21 protein-coding genes are annotated in these 26,930 nt (G+C 67.8%); 8 read left to right on the top strand and 13 right to left on the bottom strand.

The window, feature by feature from the left end:
• Positions 1–38: 38 nt before the first annotated feature.
• Entirely contained in the window at positions 39–545 is a 507-nt protein-coding gene (locus BLR75_RS12110) for a flavin reductase family protein (protein WP_084312526.1), read from the bottom strand.
• Between the two features lie 16 nt (positions 546–561).
• Positions 562–1,770, bottom strand: a complete 1,209-nt coding sequence (locus tag BLR75_RS12105; RefSeq protein ID WP_084312524.1) for an acyl-CoA dehydrogenase family protein — start codon at positions 1,768–1,770, stop codon at positions 562–564.
• 453 nt (positions 1,771–2,223) lie between these two features.
• Here BLR75_RS12105 and BLR75_RS12100 point away from each other — a divergent pair, with 453 nt between their 5' ends.
• Positions 2,224–2,982, top strand: coding sequence for a TetR/AcrR family transcriptional regulator (locus BLR75_RS12100; RefSeq protein ID WP_245726136.1), 759 nt, complete (start codon positions 2,224–2,226; stop codon positions 2,980–2,982).
• Between the two features lie 305 nt (positions 2,983–3,287).
• Here BLR75_RS12100 and BLR75_RS12095 read toward each other — a convergent pair whose 3' ends face one another.
• From BLR75_RS12095 to BLR75_RS12075, 5 genes are all read right to left on the bottom strand, one after another.
• Positions 3,288–4,535, bottom strand: a complete 1,248-nt coding sequence (locus BLR75_RS12095) for an MFS transporter (RefSeq protein WP_084312521.1) — start codon at positions 4,533–4,535, stop codon at positions 3,288–3,290.
• 44 nt (positions 4,536–4,579) lie between these two features.
• Positions 4,580–5,938 (bottom strand): outer membrane beta-barrel protein, encoded by a 1,359-nt coding sequence (locus BLR75_RS12090; RefSeq protein ID WP_084312519.1) that lies wholly within the window; start codon positions 5,936–5,938, stop codon positions 4,580–4,582.
• Positions 5,939–6,061: 123 nt separating this feature from the next.
• Positions 6,062–7,819 (bottom strand): FAD-dependent monooxygenase, encoded by a 1,758-nt coding sequence (locus BLR75_RS12085; RefSeq protein ID WP_084312517.1) that lies wholly within the window; start codon positions 7,817–7,819, stop codon positions 6,062–6,064.
• Positions 7,820–7,857: 38 nt separating this feature from the next.
• Positions 7,858–8,802: a VOC family protein gene (locus tag BLR75_RS12080; protein WP_084312515.1), complete on the bottom strand. Its 945-nt coding sequence runs from the start codon at positions 8,800–8,802 to the stop codon at positions 7,858–7,860.
• An 88-nt stretch (positions 8,803–8,890) separates the two neighbouring features.
• Positions 8,891–9,724, bottom strand: a complete 834-nt coding sequence (locus BLR75_RS12075) for a fumarylacetoacetate hydrolase family protein (protein WP_084312513.1) — start codon at positions 9,722–9,724, stop codon at positions 8,891–8,893.
• 176 nt (positions 9,725–9,900) lie between these two features.
• Here BLR75_RS12075 and BLR75_RS12070 point away from each other — a divergent pair, with 176 nt between their 5' ends.
• A complete protein-coding gene (locus tag BLR75_RS12070; protein WP_245726135.1) occupies positions 9,901–10,650 on the top strand; it encodes a GntR family transcriptional regulator in 750 nt (249 codons plus the stop codon).
• Positions 10,651–10,859: 209 nt separating this feature from the next.
• On the opposite strand, the gene BLR75_RS12065 is transcribed toward BLR75_RS12070, so the two are convergent.
• From BLR75_RS12065 to gntR, 5 genes are all read right to left on the bottom strand, one after another.
• A complete protein-coding gene (locus tag BLR75_RS12065; RefSeq protein WP_084312511.1) occupies positions 10,860–11,870 on the bottom strand; it encodes a hypothetical protein in 1,011 nt (336 codons plus the stop codon).
• A gap of 357 nt (positions 11,871–12,227) precedes the next feature.
• Entirely contained in the window at positions 12,228–12,695 is a 468-nt protein-coding gene (locus tag BLR75_RS12060; protein WP_084312509.1) for an aminoacyl-tRNA deacylase, read from the bottom strand.
• A gap of 158 nt (positions 12,696–12,853) precedes the next feature.
• Complete coding sequence (locus BLR75_RS12055) at positions 12,854–15,520, bottom strand: bifunctional diguanylate cyclase/phosphodiesterase (RefSeq protein WP_084312507.1); 2,667 nt, start codon at positions 15,518–15,520, stop codon at positions 12,854–12,856.
• A gap of 257 nt (positions 15,521–15,777) precedes the next feature.
• A complete protein-coding gene (locus BLR75_RS12050) occupies positions 15,778–17,532 on the bottom strand; it encodes a DUF1302 domain-containing protein (protein ID WP_084312505.1) in 1,755 nt (584 codons plus the stop codon).
• A 269-nt stretch (positions 17,533–17,801) separates the two neighbouring features.
• A complete protein-coding gene (gntR, locus tag BLR75_RS12045) occupies positions 17,802–18,833 on the bottom strand; it encodes an HTH-type transcriptional regulator GntR (RefSeq protein ID WP_084312503.1) in 1,032 nt (343 codons plus the stop codon).
• Positions 18,834–19,049: 216 nt separating this feature from the next.
• Here gntR and BLR75_RS12040 point away from each other — a divergent pair, with 216 nt between their 5' ends.
• From BLR75_RS12040 to BLR75_RS12030, 3 genes are all read left to right on the top strand, one after another.
• Complete coding sequence (locus BLR75_RS12040) at positions 19,050–19,571, top strand: gluconokinase (RefSeq protein WP_084312501.1); 522 nt, start codon at positions 19,050–19,052, stop codon at positions 19,569–19,571.
• 76 nt (positions 19,572–19,647) lie between these two features.
• A complete protein-coding gene (locus BLR75_RS12035; protein ID WP_084312499.1) occupies positions 19,648–21,000 on the top strand; it encodes a GntP family permease in 1,353 nt (450 codons plus the stop codon).
• Between the two features lie 270 nt (positions 21,001–21,270).
• The gene (locus BLR75_RS12030) at positions 21,271–22,896 is read left to right on the top strand and encodes an NADP-dependent glyceraldehyde-3-phosphate dehydrogenase (RefSeq protein ID WP_084312497.1); all 1,626 of its coding nucleotides are present in this window, start codon (positions 21,271–21,273) and stop codon (positions 22,894–22,896) included.
• A gap of 111 nt (positions 22,897–23,007) precedes the next feature.
• On the opposite strand, the gene BLR75_RS12025 is transcribed toward BLR75_RS12030, so the two are convergent.
• Positions 23,008–23,697, bottom strand: a complete 690-nt coding sequence (locus BLR75_RS12025) for a type 1 glutamine amidotransferase (protein WP_084312495.1) — start codon at positions 23,695–23,697, stop codon at positions 23,008–23,010.
• 280 nt (positions 23,698–23,977) lie between these two features.
• On the opposite strand from BLR75_RS12025, the gene BLR75_RS12020 reads away from it, so the two are divergent.
• From BLR75_RS12020 to BLR75_RS12010, 3 genes are read left to right on the top strand one after another with little or no spacing between them, the layout of a single operon-like run.
• Positions 23,978–25,192 carry a cytochrome P450 gene (locus BLR75_RS12020; protein ID WP_084312493.1) on the top strand — a complete coding sequence of 405 codons (1,215 nt, stop codon included), beginning with the start codon at positions 23,978–23,980 and terminating at the stop codon, positions 25,190–25,192.
• Positions 25,189–26,457, top strand: a complete 1,269-nt coding sequence (locus tag BLR75_RS12015; RefSeq protein WP_084312491.1) for an FAD-dependent oxidoreductase — start codon at positions 25,189–25,191, stop codon at positions 26,455–26,457. Before BLR75_RS12020 ends, BLR75_RS12015 begins: the two co-directional genes overlap by 4 nt.
• A gap of 28 nt (positions 26,458–26,485) precedes the next feature.
• On the top strand, positions 26,486–26,926 hold the full coding sequence (locus tag BLR75_RS12010; RefSeq protein ID WP_084312489.1) for a flavodoxin domain-containing protein: 441 nt from the start codon (positions 26,486–26,488) through the stop codon (positions 26,924–26,926).
• The last annotated feature ends 4 nt before the right edge of the window (positions 26,927–26,930 follow it).

Raw genomic sequence — 26,930 nt, 5'->3', positions numbered from 1 at the left:
CGGGAGGCGGTGCGGTCAGTCAGTCCGGGAGACGGCGCTCACCAGCCGTCGGCGCAGCCGTTCCATTCGGCGCCCGGCGAACGTGCGTGCATCTGGTGGTAGCGGCCGCTGTAGAACAGCAGCGGCTTGCGCTGCTCGCCGATGCGCAGGTGCTCGACCTCGCCGATGTACAGCTGGTGGTCGCCGGCCGGGTGCACGTCCACCGTGCGCGCCACCAGCTGCACCAGGCTGCCGTCCAGCAGCGGCGTATCCCGGTGGAAGCGGAACGGCAGATCCAGCCCCTCCTCCGGACGCCCGCCGAAGTGCGCGCTGAGCGAACGCTGGGTCTCGGCGAGGAAGTTGACGCCATAGCGCACGCCCTCCTTCACCCACTGGTTGAAGCGCGAGGCGTTGCGCACCGAGACGAGGATCAGCGCCGGTTCCAGCGATACCGACATGAAGGCGTTGGCGGTCATGCCCGCCGGCTCGTCGTCGGCGACGAAGGTCACCACGGTCACGCCGGTGGCGAACTGGCCCATCACCGAGCGCAGGAGTTTGGGGTCCATCGGTTTGCCCTCCCGGTCAGATCAGCGGAGTGACGGTGTTTTCCACACCCAGCAGCGCCTTGCCGTACAGCTCCAGGCCGATGGCCGGAAGCGCCACGGCATGCCGCGCGGCGGTGTTGGAATCGCGCCACCAGCGCTGCATCGGGCTGGCCTCGGCGAAGCTGCCGGCGCCATGGGCGGTCAGCAGGATGCCAATGGCCTCGGTGATGTGGGTGTTGACCAGGCCGGCGTCGGCGCGGATGCGCGCCCGGGTGGTGGCGTCGAGCTTGCGGCCCTGGCGCGCCGCGGTGTCGATCTCGTCGGCGGTGCGGAAGGCGCGCAGCTCGGCGCTGTCGATCTTCAGCGCGGCCTCGGCGACCTGGGCCTGGAACAGCACCGAATCGGTCTGCTTCTCGAACGAGGTGTAGGCGATGGCGCGGCGCGGGGCGCTGTCGATCACGTACTTCAGCGCGGCGCGGCCCAGCCCGAGTTGCGGGCCGTTGAGGATCATCGAGGCGAACGGCACGAACAGCGGACGGTAGCTGACCTCGTCCTTGAATTCGGTGGGGTATTCGCCCTCGATGGCCGCGCCCATGTTCAGCAGGCGGTGGTCCGGAACGAACACCTCGTTGGCGACGATGCAGTTGCTGCCCGAGGCGCGCATGCCGGTGGTGAACCAGGTGTCCTCGATGCTGTATTGCTCCTTCGGAATCAGCGCCAAGTACTGCGCGACCAGCGCGCCGTTGGCGTCGCGCTCCTCGGCGCCGACCACCGCCCAGTCGGAATGCAGGCTGCCGGAGGAGAAATACCACTTGCCGGAAACCACCAGGCCGCCGTCCACGCGACGGGTATTGGGCGAGGCGTTGAACACCCCGGCCACCCGCGCATCCGGGTTGGCGCCGAACACTTCCTGCTGCGCACGCTCGCAGAACAGGCTGGTGAACCAGGCGCAGACGTTGGTCAGCGCCACCACCCAGGCGGTGCCGCCGCAGGCTTCGGCCAGCGCCGCGGAAACCTCCAGGTGGGAACGCAGCGTGCCTTCGTGGCCGCCGAAGCGCCTGGGCACCATCAGGCGGAACAACCCGGCCTCGCGGATCGCCTCGATGCTCTCCTCGGCGGCGCGGCGATTGCGCTCCGCCTCCACGGCGTGCTGGCGCAGCAGCGGCTGCAGCGCCTCGGCGCGCTTGACCAGTTCTTCCAGGCTCGGGCCCTGTACATCGATCTTGGCAACGGTGGCTTCTTTCATGGCTTTATACCTTTGTGTCACAATGACATTTTTGTCAGTTATTTTATCCGGGCGAGCGAATCCCGCCGGCATGACTGCGGCAACAGGAAGGGCGCGCTTCAGATCACTGTGGACGGACTACCGCGATGGCGCGGCGTCACGCAGGCTTCATGCAGGCGTTCGGGAAGAATGAGGATCGATGGCGCACGGCGCCGGGCAGGAACGCAGCGGGATGGGGCGGCACAGGCGGGGAGTTGCGGGCTGGAGGATCATGCTCGTCTCCTGATTGTTCTTATTGACGATCGACGCACGACACCAAGTTACAGACTGTACATTTGTGTCATTGCGACATGCGTGTTCAATCTATGGCAGAGACCCTGCGCATGCAAGGGGTTTCATTGATTTATTTTCGAGAGGAAGATAGACGGCACGTCCGTCACAATGACACTTTGTCGCTTCCATGGAGCCAATCGAGTGCAGGCCACTGATACCAGGGAAAAAATCGTTTCCGACCACCGTCCGAAGATGGCCGAGAAGAAACGTCTGCTGATGCGCACCAAGCTGCTCGACGCGGCGATGCGCGTGTTCGCCAGGCAGAGCACCACGCCGCCGGTGATCGACGATGTGATCCGCGAGGCCAAGGTGTCGCGGGGAACCTTCTATCGCTACTTCGACTCGCTGGACCAGGTGCTGGTGACCCTCGGCCAGGAACTCAGCAACCAGATGACCACCGACATCCTGCCCGCCTACGACGTGCTGAGCGAACCCTGGCAGCGCATCGCCGTGGGCTTCCGGCTGTTCCTGCTGCGCGCCGTGCTCGACCACAAGTGGGCCGGCTTCGTCACCCGCGCCGACGCCTGGCCGCACCACGCGCTGGTCGCCGAATACATGGCCAGGGACCTGCAGGCCGGCAAGGCCGCCGGACAGCTCGACTATGGCCGGCTGGACGCCACCACCGACTTCCTGATGGGCGCCTCCGCCCACGGCATCCAGGCGATCCTGCAGGGCGTGGAGAATCCCCACGACTACATCGACACCTGCGTGCACATGGCGATGACCAGCCTCGGCTGCGGCCGCGAGACCTGCGCCCATGGCGTGGTCTTCTCGGTGCAGTACCTGCAGTCCTGGATCTCCGGCGAGATGGGCTCGGTGCGCCCGGTGTGGGCGCTCAACCTGGGCTCGAAGGAAGTCCGCGAATTCCTTGATCACCGGCCGCAGGCGTCCGTCGCCTGACACTCGGGAAAATCGCAGGGTGGATGGGCGCTCTTCCATCCACCATTCCGGGGCGGCCTGCGCGGCCGTGGTGGATCGGTGGAGCGTGATCCACGGTTCCGGGCAAGAAAAAGCGGGCGGGCCCCGGCTCGTGACCGGAACCCGCCCGCCTCATGACGCCAGCGGCTGAAAGGCATCGCCCGGCGTTCGTGGCGCCGGGCCATGGCATGCGCTTCCTGCGCATGTCGGGGCGCTGCCGAGGACCGCACGGCAGCGCCCATTCCGACATCCTGTCGACTCCCCGCAGGGGAGCGAATTTCTCCACCTCAGGCGGCGTCGACCACCCGCTCCGGGCGCGAACGCAGGCTGCGCGGCGCCGTCTCGCGCAGCGCCAGCGCCACCAGCAGACCCGCGACCGCACCGCCAAGGGCGAGGAACAGGGTGTGCTGGATGCCGAAGTGCTGGGCGATGTAGCCGGCCAGCGCCGGTGCGGCGCCGCCGCCGAAGACCTCGCCGATGCCCACCACCACCCCGGTCGCCGTGGAGGTCAGCGCCGCCGGGACCGACTCGCTGGTCAGCGGGCCGACGATCATGCAGATCATGCTGAAGTTGAAGAAGGTGGTGACGAACAGCAGCGCGAACAGCTTCGCCGGCTCCGCGCCGGTGCGGATCATCAGGAACAGCGCCACCGCCGTGGCGAGGCACGAGAGCAGCGCCACCGGCTTGCGCCCGAGGCGGTCGGACAGGGTCGGCATGACGATCATTCCGCAGAAGCCGCCGAAGCCGATCGCCGACATGACGAAGCCCATCTGCTGCATGCCCATGTGCAGGTAGTCGGTCAGGTAGTTCGGCAGCATCACCGAGCTGACGAACAGGCAGGTGAGCATGCAGAACATGCCGAGGATGTTCAGCAGCACGTTGCGGTACTTCAGCGCCGCCAGCCAGTCGCCGCTGGAACCGCCAGCGGCCTGCCCTTCCACCGGCTGCGGACGGGTTTCCCGCAGCACGCGGTACATGATCCACGCCAGCAGCAGACCGGGAATGCAGACGATGACGAACACCCAGCGCCAGGACGGCACCACCAGCAGCAGCTGGGTGGCAATGATCGGCGCCAGCCCCAGGCCGAGCAGCGGGAAGAATGCCTGCTGGATGCCGATGTTCATGCCCAGCCGCGAAGGGTGCGAAGCCTCGGCGGTGGCGGCGATGGAGGTCGGGGTGAAGGCGCCCTCGGCCACGCCCATCACCGCGCGGATCAGCAGCAGCGCGCCGACGCCGCTGGCCAGCCCGGAGAACCCGGCGAGCAGGGAGAACAGCACCACCGAGGGAATGATCACCTTGCGCCGGCCGATGCGGTCGGAGAGGCGCCCCATGAAGATCGAGGAGATGCCCCAGGCGAGCGCCAGCACGGCGGAGATATTGCCAAGGTCCTGATAGTCCAGCGCCAGGTCGCGCATCATCGCCGGGTACAGCGGCAGGATGATGAAGCGGTCCAGGCCGACCAGCCCGAAGCCCAGCGCCAGCAGCGCCACGGCTTTCCATTCGTATCGAGAATCCCATTTCTTGTTGTCGTTCATCGTGGTTCTCCGCCCTTGCGGGCCTGGGTGGATGACTGTGCGTCTCAGAAATAGAGGAGCGCTTCGACCATGCCGGTCAGTTGGGTGCGGTCGCGGCCGTTGCCATAGACGCGGTCGTGCTCCAGCGGCTCGAACCAGTCGTAGCGAAGCTCCGGGCGCAGGCTGAGGTTGGGCGTGACGTCGTAGCGGAAACCGGCGGTGATGGCGTTGAAGTCGCCGCGGGCGCTGCTGGTGGGGAACAGCACGAAGCCGTCGCGGTCGCGGAAGTGCTCGCCGCGCACCGAGAAGGACAGGTCGGTGCGGTACTGGTAGGTCAGCACGCCGTTCATGCCCCACCAGGACGCGCCGTCGAAGCCCGGCCCGTTGACGATGTCGACGGTCTCCGCCTTGCCGTCGCCGGACTGCCGGCCGTAGACCAGTTCCGCGCCCATCGACCAGCGCGCGTCGATGGTGTGCCAGGCGTTCAGCGAGTGCTGCTGGCGCAGTTGGCCGTGGGGCGAGATCAGCCGCGCGGTGGGCGCCTGGACGTCGTCGGTGTCGTGGTTCTCCTCGTCGCCGACCATGAACTCGTAGTCGATCCAGGTCTGCATGTCCGCCGTGCGCCAGCGCAGCGCGCCGAGCACCGACTTGCCATGGTTGTTGTCGCGCAGGTTGTTCCAGCCCTGCACCAGGCCCAGCTCGGCGCCGAGGATGCCGCTGTCGCCGTTGAGCAGCCGGGTGCTGGCCAGCGCGCCGGATACTGTGCTCGGCTCGGTGACGAAGGCGTAGGTCTTGCTGGCGAAGGGGTTGCGCGCCTCGCGGATGTTCGGCGGGATCTCGTAGCCCACGGCGGGGCCGAAGATGCCGGCGATCAGGCTGATGCCGGTGGCATACGGCAGGTAGGCGGAGGCGAACAGGTTGGGCGTGGCGACGAACTTTTCCTTGTGCCGCTTGGCGTGATCCGGATCGTCGTCGCCGGGGGAGTTCGCCGGCCAGTGCATGTCCCAGCCGAAGGTGCGGGCGAACTGGGCGTTGCGCCCGTAGAGGGTCTCCATGCTGAAGCCGAAGGAGAAGTCGTCGGGGCGCGGGCCGGGCAACGGCGTGATGCGCGGGATGACGTTGGACTTCAGCGCCTTGTCGACGAACAGGTGCACGGAGGCCAGCTCGAATCCCTCGTCCGAATAGCCGGTGAGCGGCAGGTTGCTCAGGCCGTCCTTGCGCTCGTCGTGGGTCGAGCGGTTGTTGCGTACGTAGCCGACATCGAGCAGGCCGGAGATGCGGATGCCGTAGTCCTCTTCCAGCGTCGGTCCGAACAGCCCGCGGACCAATGAACCTTCGCCGCGTTCCGCGGGTTCGCCGTTCGCGCCCAGCGACGCGAGGACGCAGGAAACCGCCACCAGTGGTTTCAACCTGATGTTCAACATTGCTGCCTCTTTTTTCTTGTTGTCATTGCGGCTCGCCGCGGGATGCGCGAGCCGTTTCGCAGGCGTGCAGAGTCCCGGCCCGGGCCCTGGACAGGCCCGGGAGACTCTTGTGGGGTCAGGGGATCAGTGGCGGGCGAGCAGCGCCCTGAGCGCTTCGAGCAGCGCCTGCTCGCAGTCGTCGTGGCGCTGCGACGAACGCCAGGCCACATGGTTGTCCGGCCGCACCAGCAGGCAGCCGTCTTCGCCGATCTCGCGCTGGCGCGCCCAGTCGCCGTAGCTGTCGGCGTAGTCGAGGCCGAGGCCGATGCGCCGCACCTGCAGCTCGATGCCCAGCTCGCGGGCCGCTGCGTTGGCCGCGCGCACCCAGGCTTCGCCGCCGTGGCCGGTGAGCAGGGTCAGGCGGCCGTTGCCGCAGATGTCCAGGGTCGACAGCTGGCGGCCCTGCGCGTCGTGCAGCCAGGCATGCGGCAGGTGCGCGCCCGGCCAGGTGGTGGGCTGGTAGTAGAGTTCGCGGTCACGCTCGTAGGCCGGTTCCTCGCTGCCGTCGCCGAGCACCGCCGCGCTGCGGTAGCGCTGGCCGAGTTCGACGCCGTGGCAGTTGAACTGGTAGTTCTGCAGCTGGATGGCCTCGTTCAGCGCGGCGCGGCGTTCGCGGCCGGCGGCGCTGTCGGCGCGCAGCTCGGCGAGGCTGGCCCAGCCCTCCTCCTCGCTCTGGCCCGGCTTGAAGCCCAGCGCGCTGGAGATCGGCAGCATGTTGCCGACGCTCTCCATGGCGCGGTCGACCACCTGCCGCCCCACCGGCTGGCGCTCGGCGCTGTAGGTTTCCAGCAGTTCCGCGCCGGCTTCGCCGCGCAGCACCATGGCGAGTTTCCAGGCCAGGTTGTAGACGTCCTGCACCGAGGTGTTGGTGCCCAGGCCGTTGGCCGGCGGATGCCGGTGCACCGCGTCGCCGGCGCAGAACACACGGCCCAGGGAATAGCGGTTGGCGACCACGTGGTTGATCTGCCACTTGCTGGTGGCCAGCACTTCCACGGGAATGTCGGCGTCGCCGATCACCCGCCGCGCGCGCTCGATCACCGCCGCCTCGCTGAGGTCGGGCTCGCCCTGCGCCGGGTCGTACATGAACAGCATCACCCACTCGTCCCACGGCCGCACGCAGATGAAGGTGCCGCTGCCGACCCAGTAGTCGTTGCCCGGCTGCACCATCCAGTAGAGGACGCCGGGACGGCTCTCGCAGTAGCGGCGCAGGTCGGCGCGCAGCCAGACGTTGACCGCGCAGCCCAGGCCCATCTGGCCTTCGAGGGGAATGCCGAGCTGTTCCATCACCCGGCTGCGCGCGCCGTCCGCGCCGATCATGTACTGCGCGCGCACGAAGTATTCACGCTGGGTGCCACGGTCGAGGACGCGCGCGGTGACGCCATCCTCGTCCTGGGTGAAGTCCAGCAGTTCGTTGTTGAAGCGCATCTCGCTGCCGGCGCGCAGCGCGGCGTTGGCGATCACCGGTTCGAGGATGTGCTGGGGAATGTTGCACATGGCCGAGGGGCTGGCCTTCTCGTAGTCGGACTTGCGCTCGATGGCATTGCCCCAGGTGAGCAGGCGGCCGAGCTCGTCGCCGGCGAAGCTGGTGGCCCAGACGTTGTTGGCCATCAGTTCATGGGGACTGGCGACGGCGCGCACCTGCTCCTCGACGCCGGCGTCGCGGAACACTTCCATGGTGCGCTGGTTGGTGATGTGCGCCCGCGGGCTGTTGGCGGTCCAGCGGTACTTGTTGATCAAGAGGTTCCGGATGCCGTAGCGCGACAGCAGCAGCGACGCGCTCAGGCCGGCGGGGCCGCCGCCGACGATCAGTACCGGGACTTCGATGGTTTCGGGCTGGTTCATGGTCTTGCTCCGCAATCTTGTTCTTGTAACGGGCCGCTTCAGGGTTCTTCGTGGTTGACGATGAACTCGGCGGGAACGTCGGGTCCCCAGAGGTACAGCGAGTCTTCCGGCGGGTGGTTGCCGGCCTGCCACTCGACGCCGGCGGGGACGTAGTCGATGTCGCAGGAGTACTCGCTGTAGCTGCCCCAGGGGTCGCGCACGTAGTAGAAGTAGTTGGAACCGAGCACATGCCGGCCGAAGCCCCAGCCGTCCTTCCAGCCCTTCTCGACCATGCGCATGGCGCCGAGGCCCACCTCGTTGAGCGAGGCGACGTCCCAGCTGCAGTGGTGGAAGCCGCGATGGGACGACTGGGCGAAGGCGACGGTGTGGTGGTCGGCGCCATGCACCGTGTGCATGAAGGCGACGATGTCTTCGGAACGGTCGGACAGGCGGATGCCCAGCGCCCGCCCATAGAAGTCGACGGCGCGCGGCAGGTCCGGGGTGAACAGCATGATGTGCGACAGCCGCCGCGGCTGGACCTGCGCGGCATGGCGGCGGTAGGGCGAACCGCGCTCGCCGCCGGCGACGCTTTCGAAGTGCACGTCGGACTTGCAGTCCGGAGTGACCTTGGCCGCGACCCGCACCTCGACCTGGTTGCCGTCCGGATCGACGAAGCGGAAGCCGTCGATGCCCTCTTCCGCCGGCGTCACCGCGATGCCTTCCGCTTCCACCCGCTCGCGCAATGCGCCGAGGTCCTCGCGCCAGGCGCCGAAGGCGATCTGCCGCAGCCGCTTCTTCGGCCCCTGGTACAGCCGGGCCCAGGCATGCCCGTCGCCGAAGCAGCGCAGCACCAGGGCGTCGCCTTCCACGCGAGCATCCAGGCCGAAGCTGGCGTAGAAGTCCCGGGCGGTCTCCAGGCAGGGTACGTCCAGGCTGAAGTGGTCCAGGGAGTGGACCCCGAGCGGGCGGGGCGAACCGTCCAATGCCTTGTCGGACAAGGTCATGGCGAATCCTCCAACTTTGTCTCGCGGCCTGCGTCGGGCCGCCTTCTTGTTGTAGCGCCACGCCACGGCGGGCGTGGCCTGTTGTCGGTCAGGCCTCGTCGACCACCGGGTTGACCAGCGTGCCGATGCCCTCGATGGACACTTCCACCACATCGCCGGCCTTCAGGTAGACCTTCGGGTCCTTGCCGAAACCGACTCCGGCCGGGGTGCCGCTGACGATCACGTCGCCGGCTTCCAGGGTCACCGCCTCGCTCAGGGTGGAAATGATGGTCGCCACGTCGAACAGCATGTCCTCGGTATTGGCCGACTGCACCACCTCGCCGTTGACCCGGGTCTGCAGCAGCAGGCCCTTGCCGCCGGCGGGAAGCTCGTCGGCAGTCACCAGGTCCGGACCGAAGGCTCCGGTGTCGTCGAAGTTCTTGCCGACGGTCCACTGCGGCGACTTGAACTGGTAGTCGCGCACCGAGCCCTCGTTGAACAGCGCGTAGCCGGCCACGCAGTCCAGCGCCTTGTCCTTCGCAATGTGACGGCCGCCGCTCTTCAGCACCACGGCCATCTCGCCCTCGTAGTCGAGGGTGTCGGAGACGCGCGGGCGGACCAGCGGCTGGTTGTGCGCGGTGAGACTGCTGTTGAAGCGCGGGAACAGGGTCGGGTAGTCCGGCTGCGCGTAGGGCGATTCCTTGGTGTGGTCGGCGTAGTTGAGGCCGACGCAGACGATCTTGGTCGGGCGGCGCATCAGAGGCAGGTAGTCCTGCTCGCCGATCTCCACCACCGGCCCGCTGGCCCGGGCGCCGTAGGTGGTGAGGTCCACGCCGCGCGCCAGCAGCGCTTCCAGGGTTTCCTCACCCAGCACCCTGACGCCTTCGGCGGTACGCACGCCCAGCACGGCGCGGCCTTGATGGTTGAAATACACGTAGCGCATGGATCCGGACCTCTTGTTGTGTTGTGGCGATACCCGTCAGGCAGGACGGCGTGGGAACAAAACTAAGCTCCTAAAAATATATCGTCAACTGAAAAATATATTTTTTTGAGATTTTCTACGAAACGACGTCGCGTGTATGATTCCGTGAAAACGACCTGCACCTGGGGTAATAGCCCATGAACCAACCTGAACGCTGGACGGAAGCGCTCGACGGCGCCGACAAGCGCACCATGGCTTCGCAGCTGGAAATCCGGGTGCGCGAGGACATCATCAACGGCCGCCTGGCTCCCGGCAGCAAGCTGCGTCTCAAGGAGCTGGCCGAGTTCTACGATGCCGGGGTGATTCCGCTGCGCGAGGCGCTGTCACGCCTGGCGGCCATCGGCTTCGTCTCGTCCGCCGACCAGAAGGGCTTCAGCGTCGGCTCGATCTCCGCCGAGGAAATCCGCGACATCACCGAGACCCGCCTGCTCATCGAATGCAAGGCGCTGGCGCTGTCCATCGCCAATGGCGACGTCGAATGGGAAAGCCGCCTGCTCGCCGCGCACCACCGCCTCGACCGCCTGCCGGTGGTCGAGGGACCGGAGCGCATCCTCAAGCCGGAATGGGAACAGGCCCACGAGGAGTTCCATACCGCGCTGCTGGCCAGTTGCGGCTCGCCCTGGCTGCTGCGCTTCGCCAAGACCCTGCGCGACCAGACCGCGCGCTATCGCATGCTCGCCGTGCGCTACGCCGGCAACGAGGAACGCGACGTTCCCGGCGAACACCGCCGCCTGCTCGAAGCGGCGCTGGCCAAGGACATCGACGGCGCCTGCGCCCTGCTCACCGGGCACTACCAGCAGACCACCCGCACCGTGCTGGCCCACGAATCGCTCAAGGCCGACGCCACTTCCGCCGGGAGTCGCCCGCGGCGCCAGCGTTCGGCCTGATGGCGGCTGGCAGCGGTCGTCTGCATTTCCGTGTGAGTCGCGTGGCGCGCCGCTGAAGCGACACTCGCAGTAGCGGCGGACCTTTCCTGTCCAGCCTGGTTGCGGCCCGGGAGCAGATGAACGGGCTGCCGTCAGTCGAAGGTCTGGAGAAACGGCGCGGTGCTTCTGCGAATGGCGCTGGTCAGGATTCGCCCAAACCAGAGAGAGGGTCAGAATCCGGCATCCCGCCCCGCCGTCGCCGCCACCCCGCTCTCGATCTGCCCAGCCAGCGAATGCACTCCCGCCAGCACGCCGCTGGAGGAGTTGCGCATCAGCTCCAGCCATTGCTCGTCGAAGGCGGCGTTGAGGTTCTGGCGCAGCTGGGCTTCCAGTTTCGGCCGGGCGTTTTCCCGGGCGATGGCGGTGAAGCCGCTGGCGCCGAGGGACAGCAGGGAGCCCGCCACCCGGCCGATGGCCATGCCGACGACGCTGGCGACGCCGCCGGTGACCAGTTCGGCTTCCAGCCGGGCGCTGGCGTCCGCCGCCACGCTGGAGATGCCGGCATGGGCGTTGCCCACGCCGTTCTCGTCGCCAGCCTGGCGGATGCCCTGGATCAGCGCGGCATAGGCCGGCAGGCGGGTCACCGGGTCGGTGTGGGTGATCTGGTACAGCGACGCGCGCGGACTGCCGGGCGCGGCCGGAAGGATCGCCGGAATCTCCTGCAGCCGACGGTCGAACAGCGCCGCCGGCACGCCGTGGCGCGGGGGGATTTCCGCGAGGTGCTGGCCGAGCAGCTGCACGTAGGTGCGGGTCGCCTGCTGCATGATCGCCTCGGGGCTGGTGGTCCTGGCGACCGGGTCGAGCACGCGCTTGCGGTACTGCTCCTGCAGGTACTGCGCGAGACGCTGCACCACCTGCTCCTTCTCGCCGTCGGAGTCGAGCCGGTACCAGCCGACCTTCATCGACAGCCACTGCTGCGTCCAGTAGCCGGAAAACCAGGGGACGAAATGCGAGTCGGTGCGCTGGTAGACGAGGTCCATCCAGCGGTCCATGGAGGCCTGGGCGAATTCCTCGGCCTGGACCTGCGCGGCCTCGGACGCCCCGACGATTTCCTGGTCGATCTGCCGCCAGCTGTACTCGCTGGGCGGCGCCGGAGGTGGCGCCTCGGCAGCCGGCTCGCGGCCGGCGCAGGCCGCCAGCGCCACCAGCAGAACGATCAGCAGGACGCGCAGCATCCACATCGCCGCGCTCCGGAACGGCCATCCGGCCACCAGCGAAGAGGTTGCGGCCACATACCTGATACGGCTCATAACGGCACAGCTGCCCACCGGCCCTGTCCGGCCGGTTCCAAGCCAACGGAAGATCCAGAAATTGGACCTCCGCCTGTCGAGTATAGGTCCGGCGAAAACAGCGACCCCGCGCCGAGGGCGGTGCAGGGAATGCAGGGCAGGTCCCGGTCGACAGCGGAGAAAGTCGGGTCAGGTCGAGCCGGAAGGCGTCCGCTCGCAGGCCGAGGGAACCCCTTCCGGCAGGCGGGAAAGCCGGCCGGTCATGCGGGCTGGAAAGGGCGGCCGCTCCGCCCTCCCCCTACCCCGGCGTCATTCGCAGAAGCGTCCCTGCCGCGCGTCCGGCATCAGGTCCAGGTACTGCTTGCCGCTCATGTGCACCAGTTCGGTGTGGTCGCCGGCTTCGAAATAGATGTCCGGCTGTTCCACCAGGGACTGGTCGATGAGGGTTTCCAGGCCGTAGGCGCTACCCACCGCGGGAATCGCGCCCAGCTCGCAATCGGTGAAGCGCTCGCCGAACTCGCCTTCGCGGGCGAGCCGCCAGTGGCGGTGGGTGAGCTTGCGGACCTTCTGCAGGTCCACCTGGCGGCTGGCGGGGATCACCGCCATCAGCCAGTTGCCCTGGAAGTCGTCGAGGATCACCGGCTTGGCCATCTGCTGCGGCGGAATGCCGGCGCGGCGCGCGGCCTCGCGGGTGGTCATGGAGAGTGAATGCGGCACCACGTCGAAGGCGGAATGGTGCTGCGTCAGGCTGTTCTGCAAACGGGTTGCCATGGTCATGAGGCACCTCCTGCTGCACGTCGGCTCATGATCCCCATGAAACCGGCGCAGCCGGCCTGCATGGGGGAGGCTCCAGCTCCCCGCCCGGCGCCGATGCGATCGCGGCGCCCTTTCAGCAGTTTAGTGCCTCGCCCGCGGCCATTCGTCGGCGCGGGCGTTCACTCGATGTCCAGGCGCTCCAGCTGGCGCTGCAGGCGCCAGGCGATCACCTGCTCCGCCGGCATCGGCCGGCCGAAGTGATAGCCCTGGCCGATGTCGCAGCCCAGGCGCAGCAGCGTCTCCACGGTGGCGGCATCCTCCACTCCTTCGGCGACCACCTGCATGCCGAAGTTGTGCCCGAGGCTGACGGTGGACTGCACGATCATCGCGTCGGACGGGCTGCTCGCCATGACCGAGACGAAGGTGCGGTCGATCTTCAGCACCTGCACCGGCAGGCGCTTGAGGTAGGCCAGGGACGAATAGCCGGTGCCGAAGTCGTCGATCGACAGCGTCACCCCCAGGTCGCGGATTTCCTGCAGGCTGCGCAGGGCCATTTCCGGGTCCTCCAGCAGGGTGCCCTCGGTGACTTCCAGCTCGATCATCCCGGCCGGCACCCGGTGCCGCTCCAGCGCCGCCTGCAGCTCGGCGGTGAAATGCGGGTTGCGCAGGTTGTTGGCGCTGATGTTGATGGCGATGCAGATGCCCAGCCCGTTGTCCTCCCAGCTGCGCCACTGGCGCAGCGCCTCGTCGAGCACCCACTGGGTCAGCGGATGGATCAGCTCGGTGGATTCGGCCAGCGGGATGAACTCGGCGGGCGGAATCGCGCCCAGTTCGGCGTGTTCCCAGCGCAGCAGCGCCTCGAAGCCGACCAGTTCGCGGTCGGCCAGGCGCACCTTGGGCTGGTAGTGCAGTTGCAGGTCGCCCTCGCGGATCGCCCGGCCGAGCCGGGTGTGCAGCGCCAGCCGCTCGGGAGTGTAGTGGTCGACGCCGGGATGGTAGAGGAGGAAATTGCGCCGGCTGTGCTTGGCCTGGTACATGGCGATGTCCGCGCAGCGCAGCAGGTCGCCGGGGCTGGAGCCGTGCTTCGGGTAGTAGGCCACGCCGATGCTGGCCGACAGTTCCAGCGGTATGCCGCCGGCCGACAGGGGCTGGCTGAGGACCTGGCCGATGCCCTCGCAGAGCGAGGTGATCGGCGACTCGTCGGGCAGGTCGGCGGTGACGATGGCCATCTCGTCGCCGCCCAGGCGGGCGATCTGCGCGTTGCGGAAGTTCAGCCAGCCCGCCAGCCGTTCGCCGACCTCCTGCAGCACCAGGTCGCCGTGCTGGTGGCCGAGGGTGTCGTTCACTTCCTTGAAGCGGTTCATGTCCAGCAGCAGCACGGCGAAGCGCGCGCCGGGACTGCTGGAGATGCGCTGCTCGATGTGGCGCATCAGCCAGTAGCGGTTGGGCAGGCCGGTCAGCGAGTCGTGGTTGGCGAAGTACTCCTGCTCGGCGATGTAGCGCTTGCGCTCGGTGACGTCGTTCATCACCAGCACCACCATCGGCCGCTGCTGCCAGTGGAACAGCGCCACCCGGACCTCGCAGTCGAACGGCTGGCCGTTGTCGCAGCGCAGGAAGCGCCATTCCGCCTCGTGGTCGCCCGCCACCCCGGCGAACATGGCGCGCAGGCTGGCCCAGGCGGACTGCTTCGAATCCCGCCCGTCGGGCTGGTGCGCCGGCGACAGTTCCCAGGGGGCACGGCCGTGTAGCCTGGCCGGCGCCAGGACGCCGAAGAGTTCCGCCGCGCGCCGGTTGGCCGCGCGGATGCAGCAGTCCTCGCCGACCAGCAGCAGGCCGTCGTTGATGTCGGTGAACAGTTGCCGGTAGAACTGGCCGTTGTTGCCGAGCTGCAGGATCAGCCGGCGCAGCTGCCAGGCCGCCAGCCCGGTGACCAGCAGGCTGAGCAGCAGCACCACGGCGCTGTAGAGGGTGCGCCGCAGCCAGGGCTGCTGGTAGCTGGCCATGGTCTCGCCGACCACCGCGAGGATCGGGAAGCTGACCGAAGGCGTCACCGCGAACAGCGTGTCCCGCCCGTCGATGCTGATGCCTTCGACTATCGCCGGCTGCATCTGCCCGAACAGCGGGCGGATCGGCGACCCGGCGGGCAACGACTTGCCGACGAACTCCAGCGTCTGCGGGACGCGGTAGAGCACGATGCCGTGGTCGTCGACCATGCCGGCGTTCATCTGCTCCTGCAGGCCGAGGCGCTTGAGCAGCCGGCCGATGCGGTCGGTGTCGACCAGCGCGCCGTAGATGTGTTCGCCGCCCTGCCCGTCGTCGCGGCCGATCAGCAGCGGCAGCAGGTAGTTGGCGCGGCCGGGCACGCGCATGGCCGTACCGAACACCGGCCCGGGACCGACCGGCCGTTCCAGCTGCGCGACCAGGCTGCCCAGTTCGTCGGCAGCCGGCCGGCCGTGGGTATCGATGGCATGCAGGCGGTCGTCGTGCAGCACGAACAGGTAGGAGGACACCGGGTCGTAGCGCATGGCCGCCAGCAGATCGCGCTGGATCTCGGCGTCGTCCGGCGGCGCCAGGCGTCCGCCGCTGAGGTCCGCCGCCAGCGTGCGGATGCTCTCGTGGCTCTGCTCCAGCAGGGCGCTGATATAGCCTTCGAGGGCCCGCGACAGGGCGGAGATGTTCTTGCGCACCTCGCCGGAGCTGGCCTGGTAGTCGCGGTAGATGCCCCAGCCACTCAGGCCGATCAGCAGCACCAGCACCAGGCAGAGCGTCGCGTAGAGCACCAGCCCGAGACGCTGGCGCTGCTCTGTTCCCTGGGCGAGTGCGGGGTCTTCAGGGCTGCTGTTCATGGCGTTCCTTCCTTGATCACAGCGAAGAACTGGATAGTCAGGGTCCATCTCCTGCTGGTGCCGCCCAGGCAAGCCGGCGGCGGAAACGCATTGTTGTTGTTCAGCTTCGGGCGACGCACGCAAAGTATGTTAGCCCGCCATTCCGGGCAGGGTCCTTATCGCTTATCGGCGCCGGGCGGGGAATCTGAAGCACCGCGGCGGGGATAATCCGCGGGCGGCGGGCGGCCGCCGGTCCAGCCGGCCGCCGCGCGAGCGCGTCAGAAACTCACGCCCAGGCTGAGCGCGACGAAATCGCGATCGACCTGGGTGTTGAAGTCACCGCCGAAGAAATCGGTGTAGCTGAGGCTGGCGGTGTAGGTGTTCAGGTATTCGGCCTCGACGCCGAGGCTGACCGCCTTGGCGCCTTCCTCGAAGTTCGGTCCCCAGCCGTCCACGTCGTGCGACCAGGCGAGGGTCGGCGACAGGTTGATGCCGGCGATCACGTTGCTGTAGTCGAGCCTGCCGCGGGCGCGGTAGCCCCAGGAGTCAGTGGTGTAGAAGCCGTGGCCGCTGCATTCCTGCTGCGGGACGCTGGGCACGCAGGCGACGCCCGGCGTCGGACCGGCGCCGTAGACCGGGCTGCGGCCGAAGCGCAGGTCGCTGCCGTCGGCGTCGCCGAGGCCGTTGATGCGGTTGTAGCCCACCTCGCCGACCAGGGTCAGGCGGTCGGCGCCCCAGACCTGATCGAAGAACTCGGTCGCGGTCATCTGCGCCTGCAGCACCGGCATGCGCTTGTAGGCGGTCATTTCCTGGCCCGGCTCGAAGGTCTCGAAGCCGGTGGTGAGCAGCGGCGTCGGACGGCCCAGGGCGGCGGAGAGGAAGTCCGGCGAGGACAGCTGCAGCGGCTGGTTCGGCCGGTAGCTGATCTCGCCACCCAGCGAAGCGCCACTCACCGTGGTCTGGAAGCTCAGGCCGTAGAGGCGGATGTCCTCGGGGTAGTCGATGAAGTAGCGGGAATTGCGCACCGCGTCCAGGCCGCTGCCGCCGGTGGTGGCGATGGTGTTCAGCAGCGGATTGCGGCTGTGGTAGTTCAGGTAGTAGGCGCCGAACTCGGTGTCGTTCAGCTCCGGCACGAACCAGCGCAGGGCCAGGCCGTACTGGCCGCTGTCGCGGGCATCGTCGTCCTTCAGGCGCGGGATGAAGGCGTTGTCCAGATTGGCGCGCGGATCGCCGGGCGCCAGGTCCGGGCCGGCCGCCACCAGGCGGTCGTTGCAGCCCTGGGCCACGCCGTCGACGCCGAAGAAGGTGCCGCAGTTGTCGACGACCGATTTCTCCCATTCCAGCTGGTAGAAGGCCTCGGCGGTGAGGTTCTCGGAGAGGCCCTGGGACAGGTAGAACATGTTCACCGGGATCAGCCCTTCCTTGACCTCGGAGCCCGGGCGGCGCAGCGCGGCGACGTCCACCGGGTTGATGGCGTTGATGCTGTTCTGGATGAAGGTGCTTTCGCCCCAGCTCACCACCTGCTTGCCCAGGCGCACGTTGCCCGGCAGGTCGCCGAGGCTGTAGTTGTAGTAGACGAAGCTGTCGAGGAAGATCGCGCCGGACGATTTCGCTGCCCGGTCGCGGCCGCTGTCGTCGATGTCGTAGAACAGCCGGTGCTCGTCCTTCAGCTCGAAGTCGTACCAGTACTTGCCGCGCACGAAGGCGCCGCCGTCGCCGTATTTCAGCTCCAGGTCGTGGATGCCCTTGAAGATCTTCGAGAAGGTCTCGCCCTTCTTGAAGTTGAGGCGGCCGTCGTCGACCGTGGTGGTGGCCGACTCGCCACGTTTGCCCAGCACGTTGTTCGGCGAGATGAACGACGGATCGGCGCCGCGCACCGCCCAGCTGGCGCCCACCGAGAGCGTGGAATCGAAACTTCCCTCGAGTTCGCCGATGCTGAAATCGATGGCCTGGGCCGGCGCGCCGATGCCAAGGGCGATGGCCGCACCGAGCAGATGCGGCCGGAACGCGGCGCGCATTGTTGTTCTTGTCATGCTCACTCCGAATCGGAACTACGAATTGCTGACCGCGGATGCGTGGGACGCACGCGGGGCGGCGATTATTCATGATTCGCAGTCGGAATCGGCGGGCATTGCACGAAAGCCGCACGCTACCGAAGGTAACGCCCGCCATGGCCTCTGCCATGGGCCTGCGGGGGAGGCCCCGCACATCGTGACGGGCAGTCCGCGCGGCGCTGTTACCACCCGCGGCCCGTGGGAACAAGCCAACAGCGGCGAGCCGACGGACGGTCGCCGCGGCCGGCTCAGGTGCTTTCCCGCACCATCAGCTCGAAGCCCATGTCCAGCACCGGCTCGCTGACCTCGCGGCCGTTGATCAGCGCCAGCAGCTGCTCGGCGGCGCGGCGGCCGATGGCCTCGCGCGGCGTGCGGATGCTGCTCAGCCGCGGCACCATGAATTCCGAGCTGGGCAGGTCGTTGAAGCCGAGCACGGCGATCTGCTCGGGAATCTTCACGCCGCGGCGCATGGCTTCCAGCAGCGCGCCGTGGGCCAGGTCGTCGTTGCCGAAGAAGATGCCGTCGACCTGCGGCTGGCTGGCCAGCAGCTGGATGAAGATTTCCCCGCCCAGGCCGACCGAGGACGGCCGCGGCGTCAGCACTTCCAGCGCCGGGTCGTAGCAGCCGGCCTTCTGCAGCGCGCGGCGGAAGCCCTCGCCGCGCAGCAGGGTGCGCTGGTCCAGCTGCGCGCCGACGAAGGCCAGCCGGCGGCGCCCGCGCGACAGCAGGTGCTCGGCCGCCGCCTCGCCGGCGCGCAGCTGCGAGAAGCCCACGCAGTGCAGGCCGGCGCCATGGTCCAGGTCCATCATGTAGACGCAGGGAATGCCGCTGGCCTCGATCATCCGCCGCGCGCTCTCGGTGCGCTCGAAGCCGGTGAGCAGCAGGCCGCGCGGGGAATAGGCGAGGTAGTTGCGGACCAGGTTTTCCTCTTCGTCGCGGGAGTAGTGGAAGTTGCCGATCAGCACTTCCAGGCCCTGCGGGCGCAGTACCCGGTGGATGGCTTCGAGGGTGTCGACGAACAGCTGGTTGGACAGCGACGGCACCAGCACCACCACCGCATGGCTCTGCGCCGAGGCCAGCGCGCGCGCCGCCGGGTTGGCCACGTAGCCGAGATCGCTGGCCGCCTGGCGGACCTTTTCCGCCAGTTCCTCGGCCACGCTGGCGACGCCGCGCAGCGCGCGGGACGCGGTGATCGGGCTGACGCCGGCGCGGCGCGCCACTTCGTTGAGGGTCGGCCGCCCGGTGGTCCGGGTGCTCTTGTCATTCCTGTTCGCGTTCATCGGCCTGCTTGCCAAACCTGTCTTGTCAAACCAAAGTCGAGGCACTAAGGTAGCGCTGTCTCGAAACGGCGGCAATTGCCTGCACCCGCCGTGGACGATTTCCTTCCCGTCGCACCGCCCCAGTGGCGATCCACTAGAATCACAAGAATGCGGAGGCAGTCCGTGCAGCATTTCTCCCCCGTCAAAGATAGCGCTGTCTCCCTGCAGAGGCATCCTATGCTCCCCACCATCAATGCGCTCGTGGTCATGGGTGTCGCCGGTTGCGGCAAATCCAGCGTGGCCGAGGCGATCTGCCGGCAGAGCGGCGCCTTCATCATCGAGGGCGATGCATTCCACCCTGCCGAGAACATCCGCAAGATGAGCGCCGGCATCCCGCTGAACGACGAGGACCGCGCCGGCTGGCTCGATACCCTGTGCAGCGAACTGCAGAAGGCGCTGGACGCCGGCCTGCAGCCGGTGCTGACCTGCTCCGCCCTGAAGCGCAGCTACCGCGAGCGCCTGCGCCGCGCGGTGCCCGGCCTCGGCGTGGTGTTCCTCGAACTGCCGCGCGACCTCGCCGCCCAGCGCGTGGCCCGGCGGCCGGGGCATTTCATGCCGGCTACGCTGATCGAAAGCCAGTTCGCCGCCCTCGAACCACCCCATGACGAACCCCTGACCCTGCGCCTGGACGCCACCATCGAAGTGGAAAGCCTGGCGCGTTCCGCCAACGCCTGGTGGCGGATGCACGGATTCGAATGACCCGCTTGCGCTTCGCCTGCCAAAGATAGCGCTATCCCGACAAGCTCCTCGAAAACAAAGACAACAGGAGATCGCCATGCTCGGCATGTCTCACGACACCTACCTGCTGCTGGACGCCGTGGTCACCATCCTCGGCCTGATCCTGCTGATCACCCGCTTCAGGTTCCACCCCTTCATCGCCCTGATCATCGCCGCCGGCTTCCTCGGCCTGACCTCCGGGATGCCGGTGGAAAAGATCGTCAAGTCGTTCCAGGACGGCTTCGGCGGCGTGCTCGGCTTCGTCGGCATCATCCTTGCCCTGGGCACCATGCTCGGCAAGATGATGGCCGAGTCCGGCGGCGCCGATCAGATCGCCCGCACCCTGATCCAGGCCTTCGGCAAGGAGCGCGTGCACTGGGCGATGATGCTGGCGGCCTTCCTGGTCGGCATCCCGCTGTTCTTCGAAATCGGCTTCATCCTGCTGATCCCGCTGGTGTTCATCGTCGCCAAGCGCAGCGGCGTGTCGCTGATCAAGATCGGCATCCCGCTGCTCGCCGGCCTCTCGGCGGTGCACGGCCTGGTGCCGCCGCACCCCGGCCCGCTGCTGGCGATCGGCGTGTTCGGCGCGGACATCGGCAAGACCATCCTCTACGGCCTGATCGTCGCCCTGCCCACCGCGGCCATCGCCGGCCCGCTGTTCGGCGCGCTGATCGCCAAATACATCCCCGGCCAGCCCTCGGAAGAGTTGATGGAACAGCTCGCCCATGACCCCGAGGCCCGCGACCTGCCGAGCTTCGGCGTGACCCTGCTGACCGTGCTGCTGCCGGTGTTCCTGATGCTGCTGAAGACCTTCGCCGACGTGGTGCTGCCCGCGGAGCACATCGTCCGCGCCTGGCTGGACATGATCGGCCACCCGATCACCGCCCTGCTGCTGGCCCTGCTGCTGGCCCTGTATACCTTCGGCTACGCCCGCGGCTTCGACTCGAAGAGCGTGCTCAGGCTGCTCGACCAGAGCCTCGCGCCGACCGCCGCCATCGTCATGATCATCGGCGCCGGCGGCGGCTTCAAACAGATGCTGGTCGCCAGCGGCGTGGGCGACGTGATCGGTCACCTGGCGGTGAACGCGCAGATATCGCCGATCCTGCTGGCCTGGCTGGTCGCCGCGGTGATCCGCATCGCCACCGGCTCGGCCACCGTCGCCACCATCACCGGCGCGGGCATCGTGGTGCCGGTGATCGACCTGATCCCGGGGGTCAACCGCGAACTGCTGGTGCTCGCCACCGGCGCCGGCTCGCTGATCCTCTCCCACGTCAACGACGCCGGGTTCTGGCTGGTGAAGCAGTACTTCAACATGAGCGTGGCCGAGACCTTCAAGACCTGGACCGCCATGGAAACCATCCTCTCGGTGGTCGGCCTGATCTTCATCCTGCTGCTGTCGCTGGTGATCTGAGACAGCTCTGGTAGGGCGCATGGCGCGCCAGCGTCATCCGCCGTTTCAGGACGGCGGATAACCGCGAACGGTTATTCGCCCTACCTGTAGGAGCGCACCCGGGCGCGACCGGTCGCGGGCATGGCCCGCTCCTACGACTCCCCGACGACCGAAGCCCTCGCCCACCCACTTTCCGCCCAACGGCCTGCTGAAACGATTCACTTAATCACCCCCACAGGCTAAAACAGCACACAGCTTTCCCCTGATCCACCCGCTCCAGAGGAATTGGCAATGCACGACAAGAACAATCTCGACCAGCTCTTCCCCACCCTCGCCGACATCCCCGAGCAGTACCGTCCGGGCGCGCCCATCGAGCAGCGCGAGTACCTGCTGAACGGCCAGCTGCTGCGCTGGGACGGCCCGCTGGCGCCGGTGCGCAGCCCAGTGTTCCTGGCCGGGGACAAGGGCGACGAACAGGTGATCCTCGGCAGCACTCCGCTGCTCGACGCCGACGCCGCGCTGGCCGCCCTCGATGCGGCGGTGCAGGCCTACGACCATGGCCAGGGCCTGTGGCCGACGCTGCGGGTGGCCGAGCGCATCCAGCATGTCGAGACCTTCCTCGCGCGCATGCGCGAACAGCGCGAGGCGGTGGTCAAGCTGCTGATGTGGGAGATCGGCAAGAACCTCAAGGACTCCGAGAAGGAGTTCGACCGCACCTGCGACTACATCGTCGACACCATCGAGGCGCTCAAGGAACTGGACCGCCGCTCCAGCCGCTTCGAGCTGGAACAGGGCACCCTCGGCCAGATCCGCCGCGTGCCGCTGGGCGTGGCGCTGTGCATGGGCCCCTACAACTACCCGCTGAACGAGACCTTCACCACGCTGATCCCGGCGCTGATCATGGGCAACACCGTGGTGTTCAAGCCGGCCAAGTTCGGCGTGCTGCTGATCCGCCCGCTGCTGGAGGCGTTCCGCGACAGCTTCCCGCCGGGCGTCATCAACATCATCTACGGCAAGGGCCGCGAGACGGTCAGCGCGCTGATGGCCAGCGGCCGGATCGACGTGTTCGCCTTCATCGGCACCCACTCCGGCGCCAGCGACCTGAAGAAGCTCCACCCGCGCCCGCACCGCCTGCGCGCCGCCCTCGGCCTGGACGCGAAGAATCCCGGCATCGTCCTGCCCCAGGTCGATCTGGACAACGCGGTCAGCGAAGCCATCACCGGCGCCCTCTCCTTCAACGGCCAGCGCTGCACCGCGCTGAAGATCCTCTTCGTGCATGACGACGTGCTGCAGCCGTTCCTCGACAAGTTCAGCGCCAGGCTCGCCGCGCTCAAGCCGGGCATGCCCTGGGAACCGGGCGTGGCCCTGACCCCGCTGCCGGAAGCGGGCAAGGTCGACTACCTCAACGGCCTGCTGCAGGACGCGCTCGCCAAGGGCGCGAAAGTGATCAACCCGGGCGGCGGCGCCCATCGCGCCAGCTTCTTCTACCCGGCCGTGCTCAGCCCGGTGCGCCCGGACATGCGGGTGTACCAGGAAGAACAGTTCGGCCCGCTGATCCCGGTGGTGCCCTACCGCGACCTCGGCGAGGTGATCGACTACGTGCTGCGCTCCGACTACGGCCAGCAGCTGAGCATCTTCGGCAACGACCCGGCGCAGGTCGGCCGGCTGGTGGACGCCTTCGTCAACCAGGTCGGCCGGATCAACATCAACGCCCAATGCCAGCGCGGCCCGGATACCTTCCCCTTCAACGGCCGCAAGAACTCGGCGGAAGGCACCCTCTCCGTGCACGACGCGCTGCGGGTGTTCTCCATCCGCACACTGGTGGCGACCAAATTCCAGGACGACAACAAGGAACTGGTCAGCGAGATCATCCGCAACCGGGAATCGAATTTCCTGACGACGGATTACATCTTCTGATCCCTGCGAAACGCTCCCTGTAGGAGCACGCCATGCGTGCGACTCGCGGGCATGGCCCGCTCCTACAGTCCGGGCGCGGCATTTCGGGTAGGGCGCATAACGCCACAGGCGTTATCCGCCATTCGCCCAACGCAAAAAATCCCCCACCAACGCCCGGCAATTGTCGCGATTGCCGGCTTCCCGCTCGGCGATCTCCGCGCGAATCCGCTCCGGCAGGTCCCCCGCCCCGGCCAGGAAACGCTGTCCTTCCTCGCTGTCACGCCAATACGCCGTCCAGGTATCGAACATCTCGGTAGTGATCTCCGGATGGAATTGCACACCCAGCGAACGGCCATGCCGATAGGCCTGCGGCGCAAGATCGGTGCGTCCCAGCAAGGTGGCTCCCGGCGGCGGAGTGAAGGCATCGAAGTGGAAGTTCAGCCACGGCCCCCGGTGCAGCCAGTCTTCCTCCGGCGTATCGATCCGCATCCAGCCGATTTCCGCCGTGCGGTTGCGGTACACCTCGCCGCCCAGCGCCCGCGCCAATAGCTGGCTGCCGAAGCAGATGCCGAGGGTGGGCACACCATGCGCCTGCACCGCCTTCAGCCAGGCCAGTTCCTCACCGAGCCAGGGCACGCGGTGGTCGTAGGCGGATTCGGGGCTGCCGAGCACGACCAGCATTTCCATTTCATTCGGCGCCGGCAACGAGTCGCCCACCGTTCGCAGTTCCAGCTCGATGCCCTGCTCGGCGAACAGCTCCGGCAGGCAGCCGGCGACGTCGCCCTCGGCGTGGCGGATGGCGATGGTGCGGGTTCTGGGCATATCCATTTCTCCTGAATGTTTCCCGTAGGAGCGGGCCATGCCCGCGACCATGATCCGGTGCCATGAAGGTCGCGGGCATGGCCCGCTCCTACAGGGGTGAGTCACGGGACTGAAAATTTCCTTTGAAAAATATAAAACCATATTTTAAATTGAAAACCACTCCCCACCGGCCAATTCCGGTTCGGGTCCCACACAGGCGACGGCATCAGCCGCAACAAGAACAACGAATCGCGCCCGTGGCCGAGATGCCGCCAGGCGCCGAAGAACCGGAGGAATCCGCATGTCCGCCAGTCTCCCGACCACCCTGGAAGCCGCTCCCTACCTGGATGTCAGCGACCCGACCTTCTCCATGCGCTCCGCCGCGGTGATGCAGGCGCGCGAGCAGAGCTGGTTCGCCCGCACGCCCTACGGCATCGCCGTGCTGCGTTACGACGAGGTGAACAAGCTGCTGCGCGACCAGCGCCTGCGCCAGGGCAGCTACGCCTGGCCGGCGCACAACAACGCCACCGGCAGCTTCGCCGACTGGTGGATGCGCATGCTGCTGAGCAAGGAAGGCGCCGACCATTCGCGGCTGCGCCGGCTGGCCAACCCGGCGTTCTCGCCGAAGCTGGTGAAGCAGCTGATGCCGGAATTCCAGAAGATCGCCAACGAGCTGATCGACGACTTCATCGCCGACGGCAAGTGCGAGTTCGTCTCGGCCTTCGCCGAGCCCTACGCGACCCAGGTGATCTGCCTGCTGCTCGACCTGCCGCGCAGCGAATGGCGCGGGCTGGCCGATCTGGCGGTGGAAATGGGCCTAGCACTCGGCGTGACCTTCAAGCGCGACGAGGCGCGGATCAATGCCGCCACCGACAAGCTGTTCGGCTACGCCCGGCAGGCGGTCGAGGCGGCGCGGCGCAACGGGCTGGGCGAGGACTTCCTCAGCAACCTGGTGCGCGCCAGCGACGAGGGCACGCTGAGCGAGCAGGAGCTGTACGACATGATCGTCCTGGCGATCTTCGGCGGCATCGACACCACGCGGAACCAGATCAGCCTGGCGATGGACACCTTCCTCCAGCATCCGCAGCAGTGGACGCTGCTTGGCGACGATCCCGAGCTGGCCCGCGCCGCGGTGGAGGAAGTAATGCGCGTGCGTCCGACCGTCACCTGGGTGACCCGCGAGGCGCTGGAGGACTTCGAGTTCCAGGGCCTGCAGATCAAGCGGGGCACCACCGTGCACCTGTTCAGCCAGGCCGCCGGCACCGATCCGCGGGTGTTCGAGAATCCCGGCTTCGACATCACCGCCAAGCGCCAGCCGCACTTCGGCTTCGGCGCCGGGGCGCACCACTGCATCGGTCACTTCATCGCTCGCGGCGACATGACCGCCGCCCTCGCCCTGCTCGCCCAGCGCATGAAGAACCCGGCCTACGACGGCGAGCCGGAATGGCTGCCGGACAGCGGCAACACCGGCGCCACGCGTCTGCCGATCGCCTTCGACGCGGTGCCGCGGGCATGAACGCGCCGAGCATCGCCATCGTCGGCAGCGGGCCGGCCGGCTGCTACCTGGCCCAGGCCCTGCGCAAGCAGTGGGCGGACGCGCAGATCGCCCTGCTCGACCGCCTGCCCGCGCCCTTCGGCCTGGTGCGCTACGGCGTGGCGCCGGATCACCAGGGCACCAAGGCGGTCAGCCGGCAGTTCGAGCGGCTGTTCGAACGCGAAGGCATCCAGTTCCTCGGCAACCTGGAGATCGGCCGCGACCTGTCGCTGGACGAGCTGCGCGGCGCCTTCGACCTGGTGGTGCTCGCCACCGGCCTCTACGGCGACCGCGCGCTGGGCGTGCCCGGCGAGCAGCTGGACGGCGTGCACCGCTCCGGCCGCCTGACCCGCCTGTGGAACGCCCACCCCGACGAACAGGGCTTCGCCCCGCGCCTCGGCAAGCGGGTGACCATAGTCGGCAACGGCAACGTGGCCATCGACATTCTCCGCCTGCTGGCCAAGTCCGCCGCCGATTTCGACGGCTCGGACATCGCCGAGGAGCCGCTGGCCGCCCTGCTCGCCGAGGGCGTCGAGCGCATCGATATCGTCGGCCGCTCGCCGGCTGCGCAGGGCAAGTTCGACCCGGTGATGCTGCGCGAGCTGGGCAAGCTGGCGCAGGTGCGCTTCCGGGTCGAGGACCTGCCGCAGTCGGTCACGCCGCTCAGCACCGCGGAGGCCGCGCGCCTGGACGTGCTGCTCGACCTGCAGGAAGCCAGCCGCGACGCCATCGGTAAGCAGGTGACCTTCCATTTCGGCTGGATTCCCGAGGCGATCGAGGGACAGCAGCGGGTCGAGGCGATCCGCTTGCGCAACGCCGACGATGGCCGCGAGCTGCGCATCGAGGCCGACAGCGTGATCACCGCCATCGGCTTCACCGAACACGACGGCGCCGCGCTGCGCCGCGACGAGCTGGTCAGCGCGCGGGCCGATCTCGAACAGGGCCGGCTGGACGACGGGCTGTACTGCGTCGGCTGGTTCAAGCGCGGTCCGCGCGGGACCATCCCGGAGAACCGCGCCGACGCCCGCCTGGTCGCCGACGCCATCATCGCCGCCGTCGAGCACGACCAGCTGGCCACCGGCAAGCCCGGCCTGCTGGCGCTGCCCGAGACCATCCGCGCGCAGTGCGTGCCCTACGCCGGCTGGAAGCTGATCGACGCGGCGGAACAACAGCGCGCGGCGCCCGGGCGGGTGCGCCGCAAGATCGGCGACCGCCGCGACATGCTCGCCATCGCCCAGAGCCAATAGCTCTCCTTAGAAGAGAACGGAGACAGCCATGAAAATGATCGTTCTGTACGGCACCGAGACCGGCAACGCGGAGATGGTCGCCGACGACATCCGCGACGCCCTCGGCAACGACTACGAGACCAGCGTGCACGACATGTCGCGCTTCGATGCCGACCAGCTGAGCGCCGACGACTTCCACATCATCGTCTGCTCGACCTACGGCGACGGCGAGCTGCCGAACAGCGCGCAGCCGTTCTTCAATAGCCTGGAGCAGCGCCGCCCCGACCTCTGCGGCCTGCGCTTCGCCGCCTTCGGCCTCGGCGACAGCTTCTACGATACTTACAACAACGGCAGCCAGATCATCGCCGACAAGCTCTGCGAACTGGGTGCCGAACAGGTGGGCGAGCGCGGCCTGCACGACGCCTCCAGCGGCGAACTGCCCGGCGACGTGGCGCTGGCCTGGACCCGACAGATCCTCGGCGCGATCTGAGCGT

The sequence above is a fragment of the Pseudomonas jinjuensis genome, from assembly GCF_900103845.1.
Taxonomy (GTDB): Bacteria; Pseudomonadota; Gammaproteobacteria; order Pseudomonadales; family Pseudomonadaceae; genus Pseudomonas; species Pseudomonas jinjuensis.
This window is presented reverse-complemented; position numbering and strand designations above follow the sequence as displayed.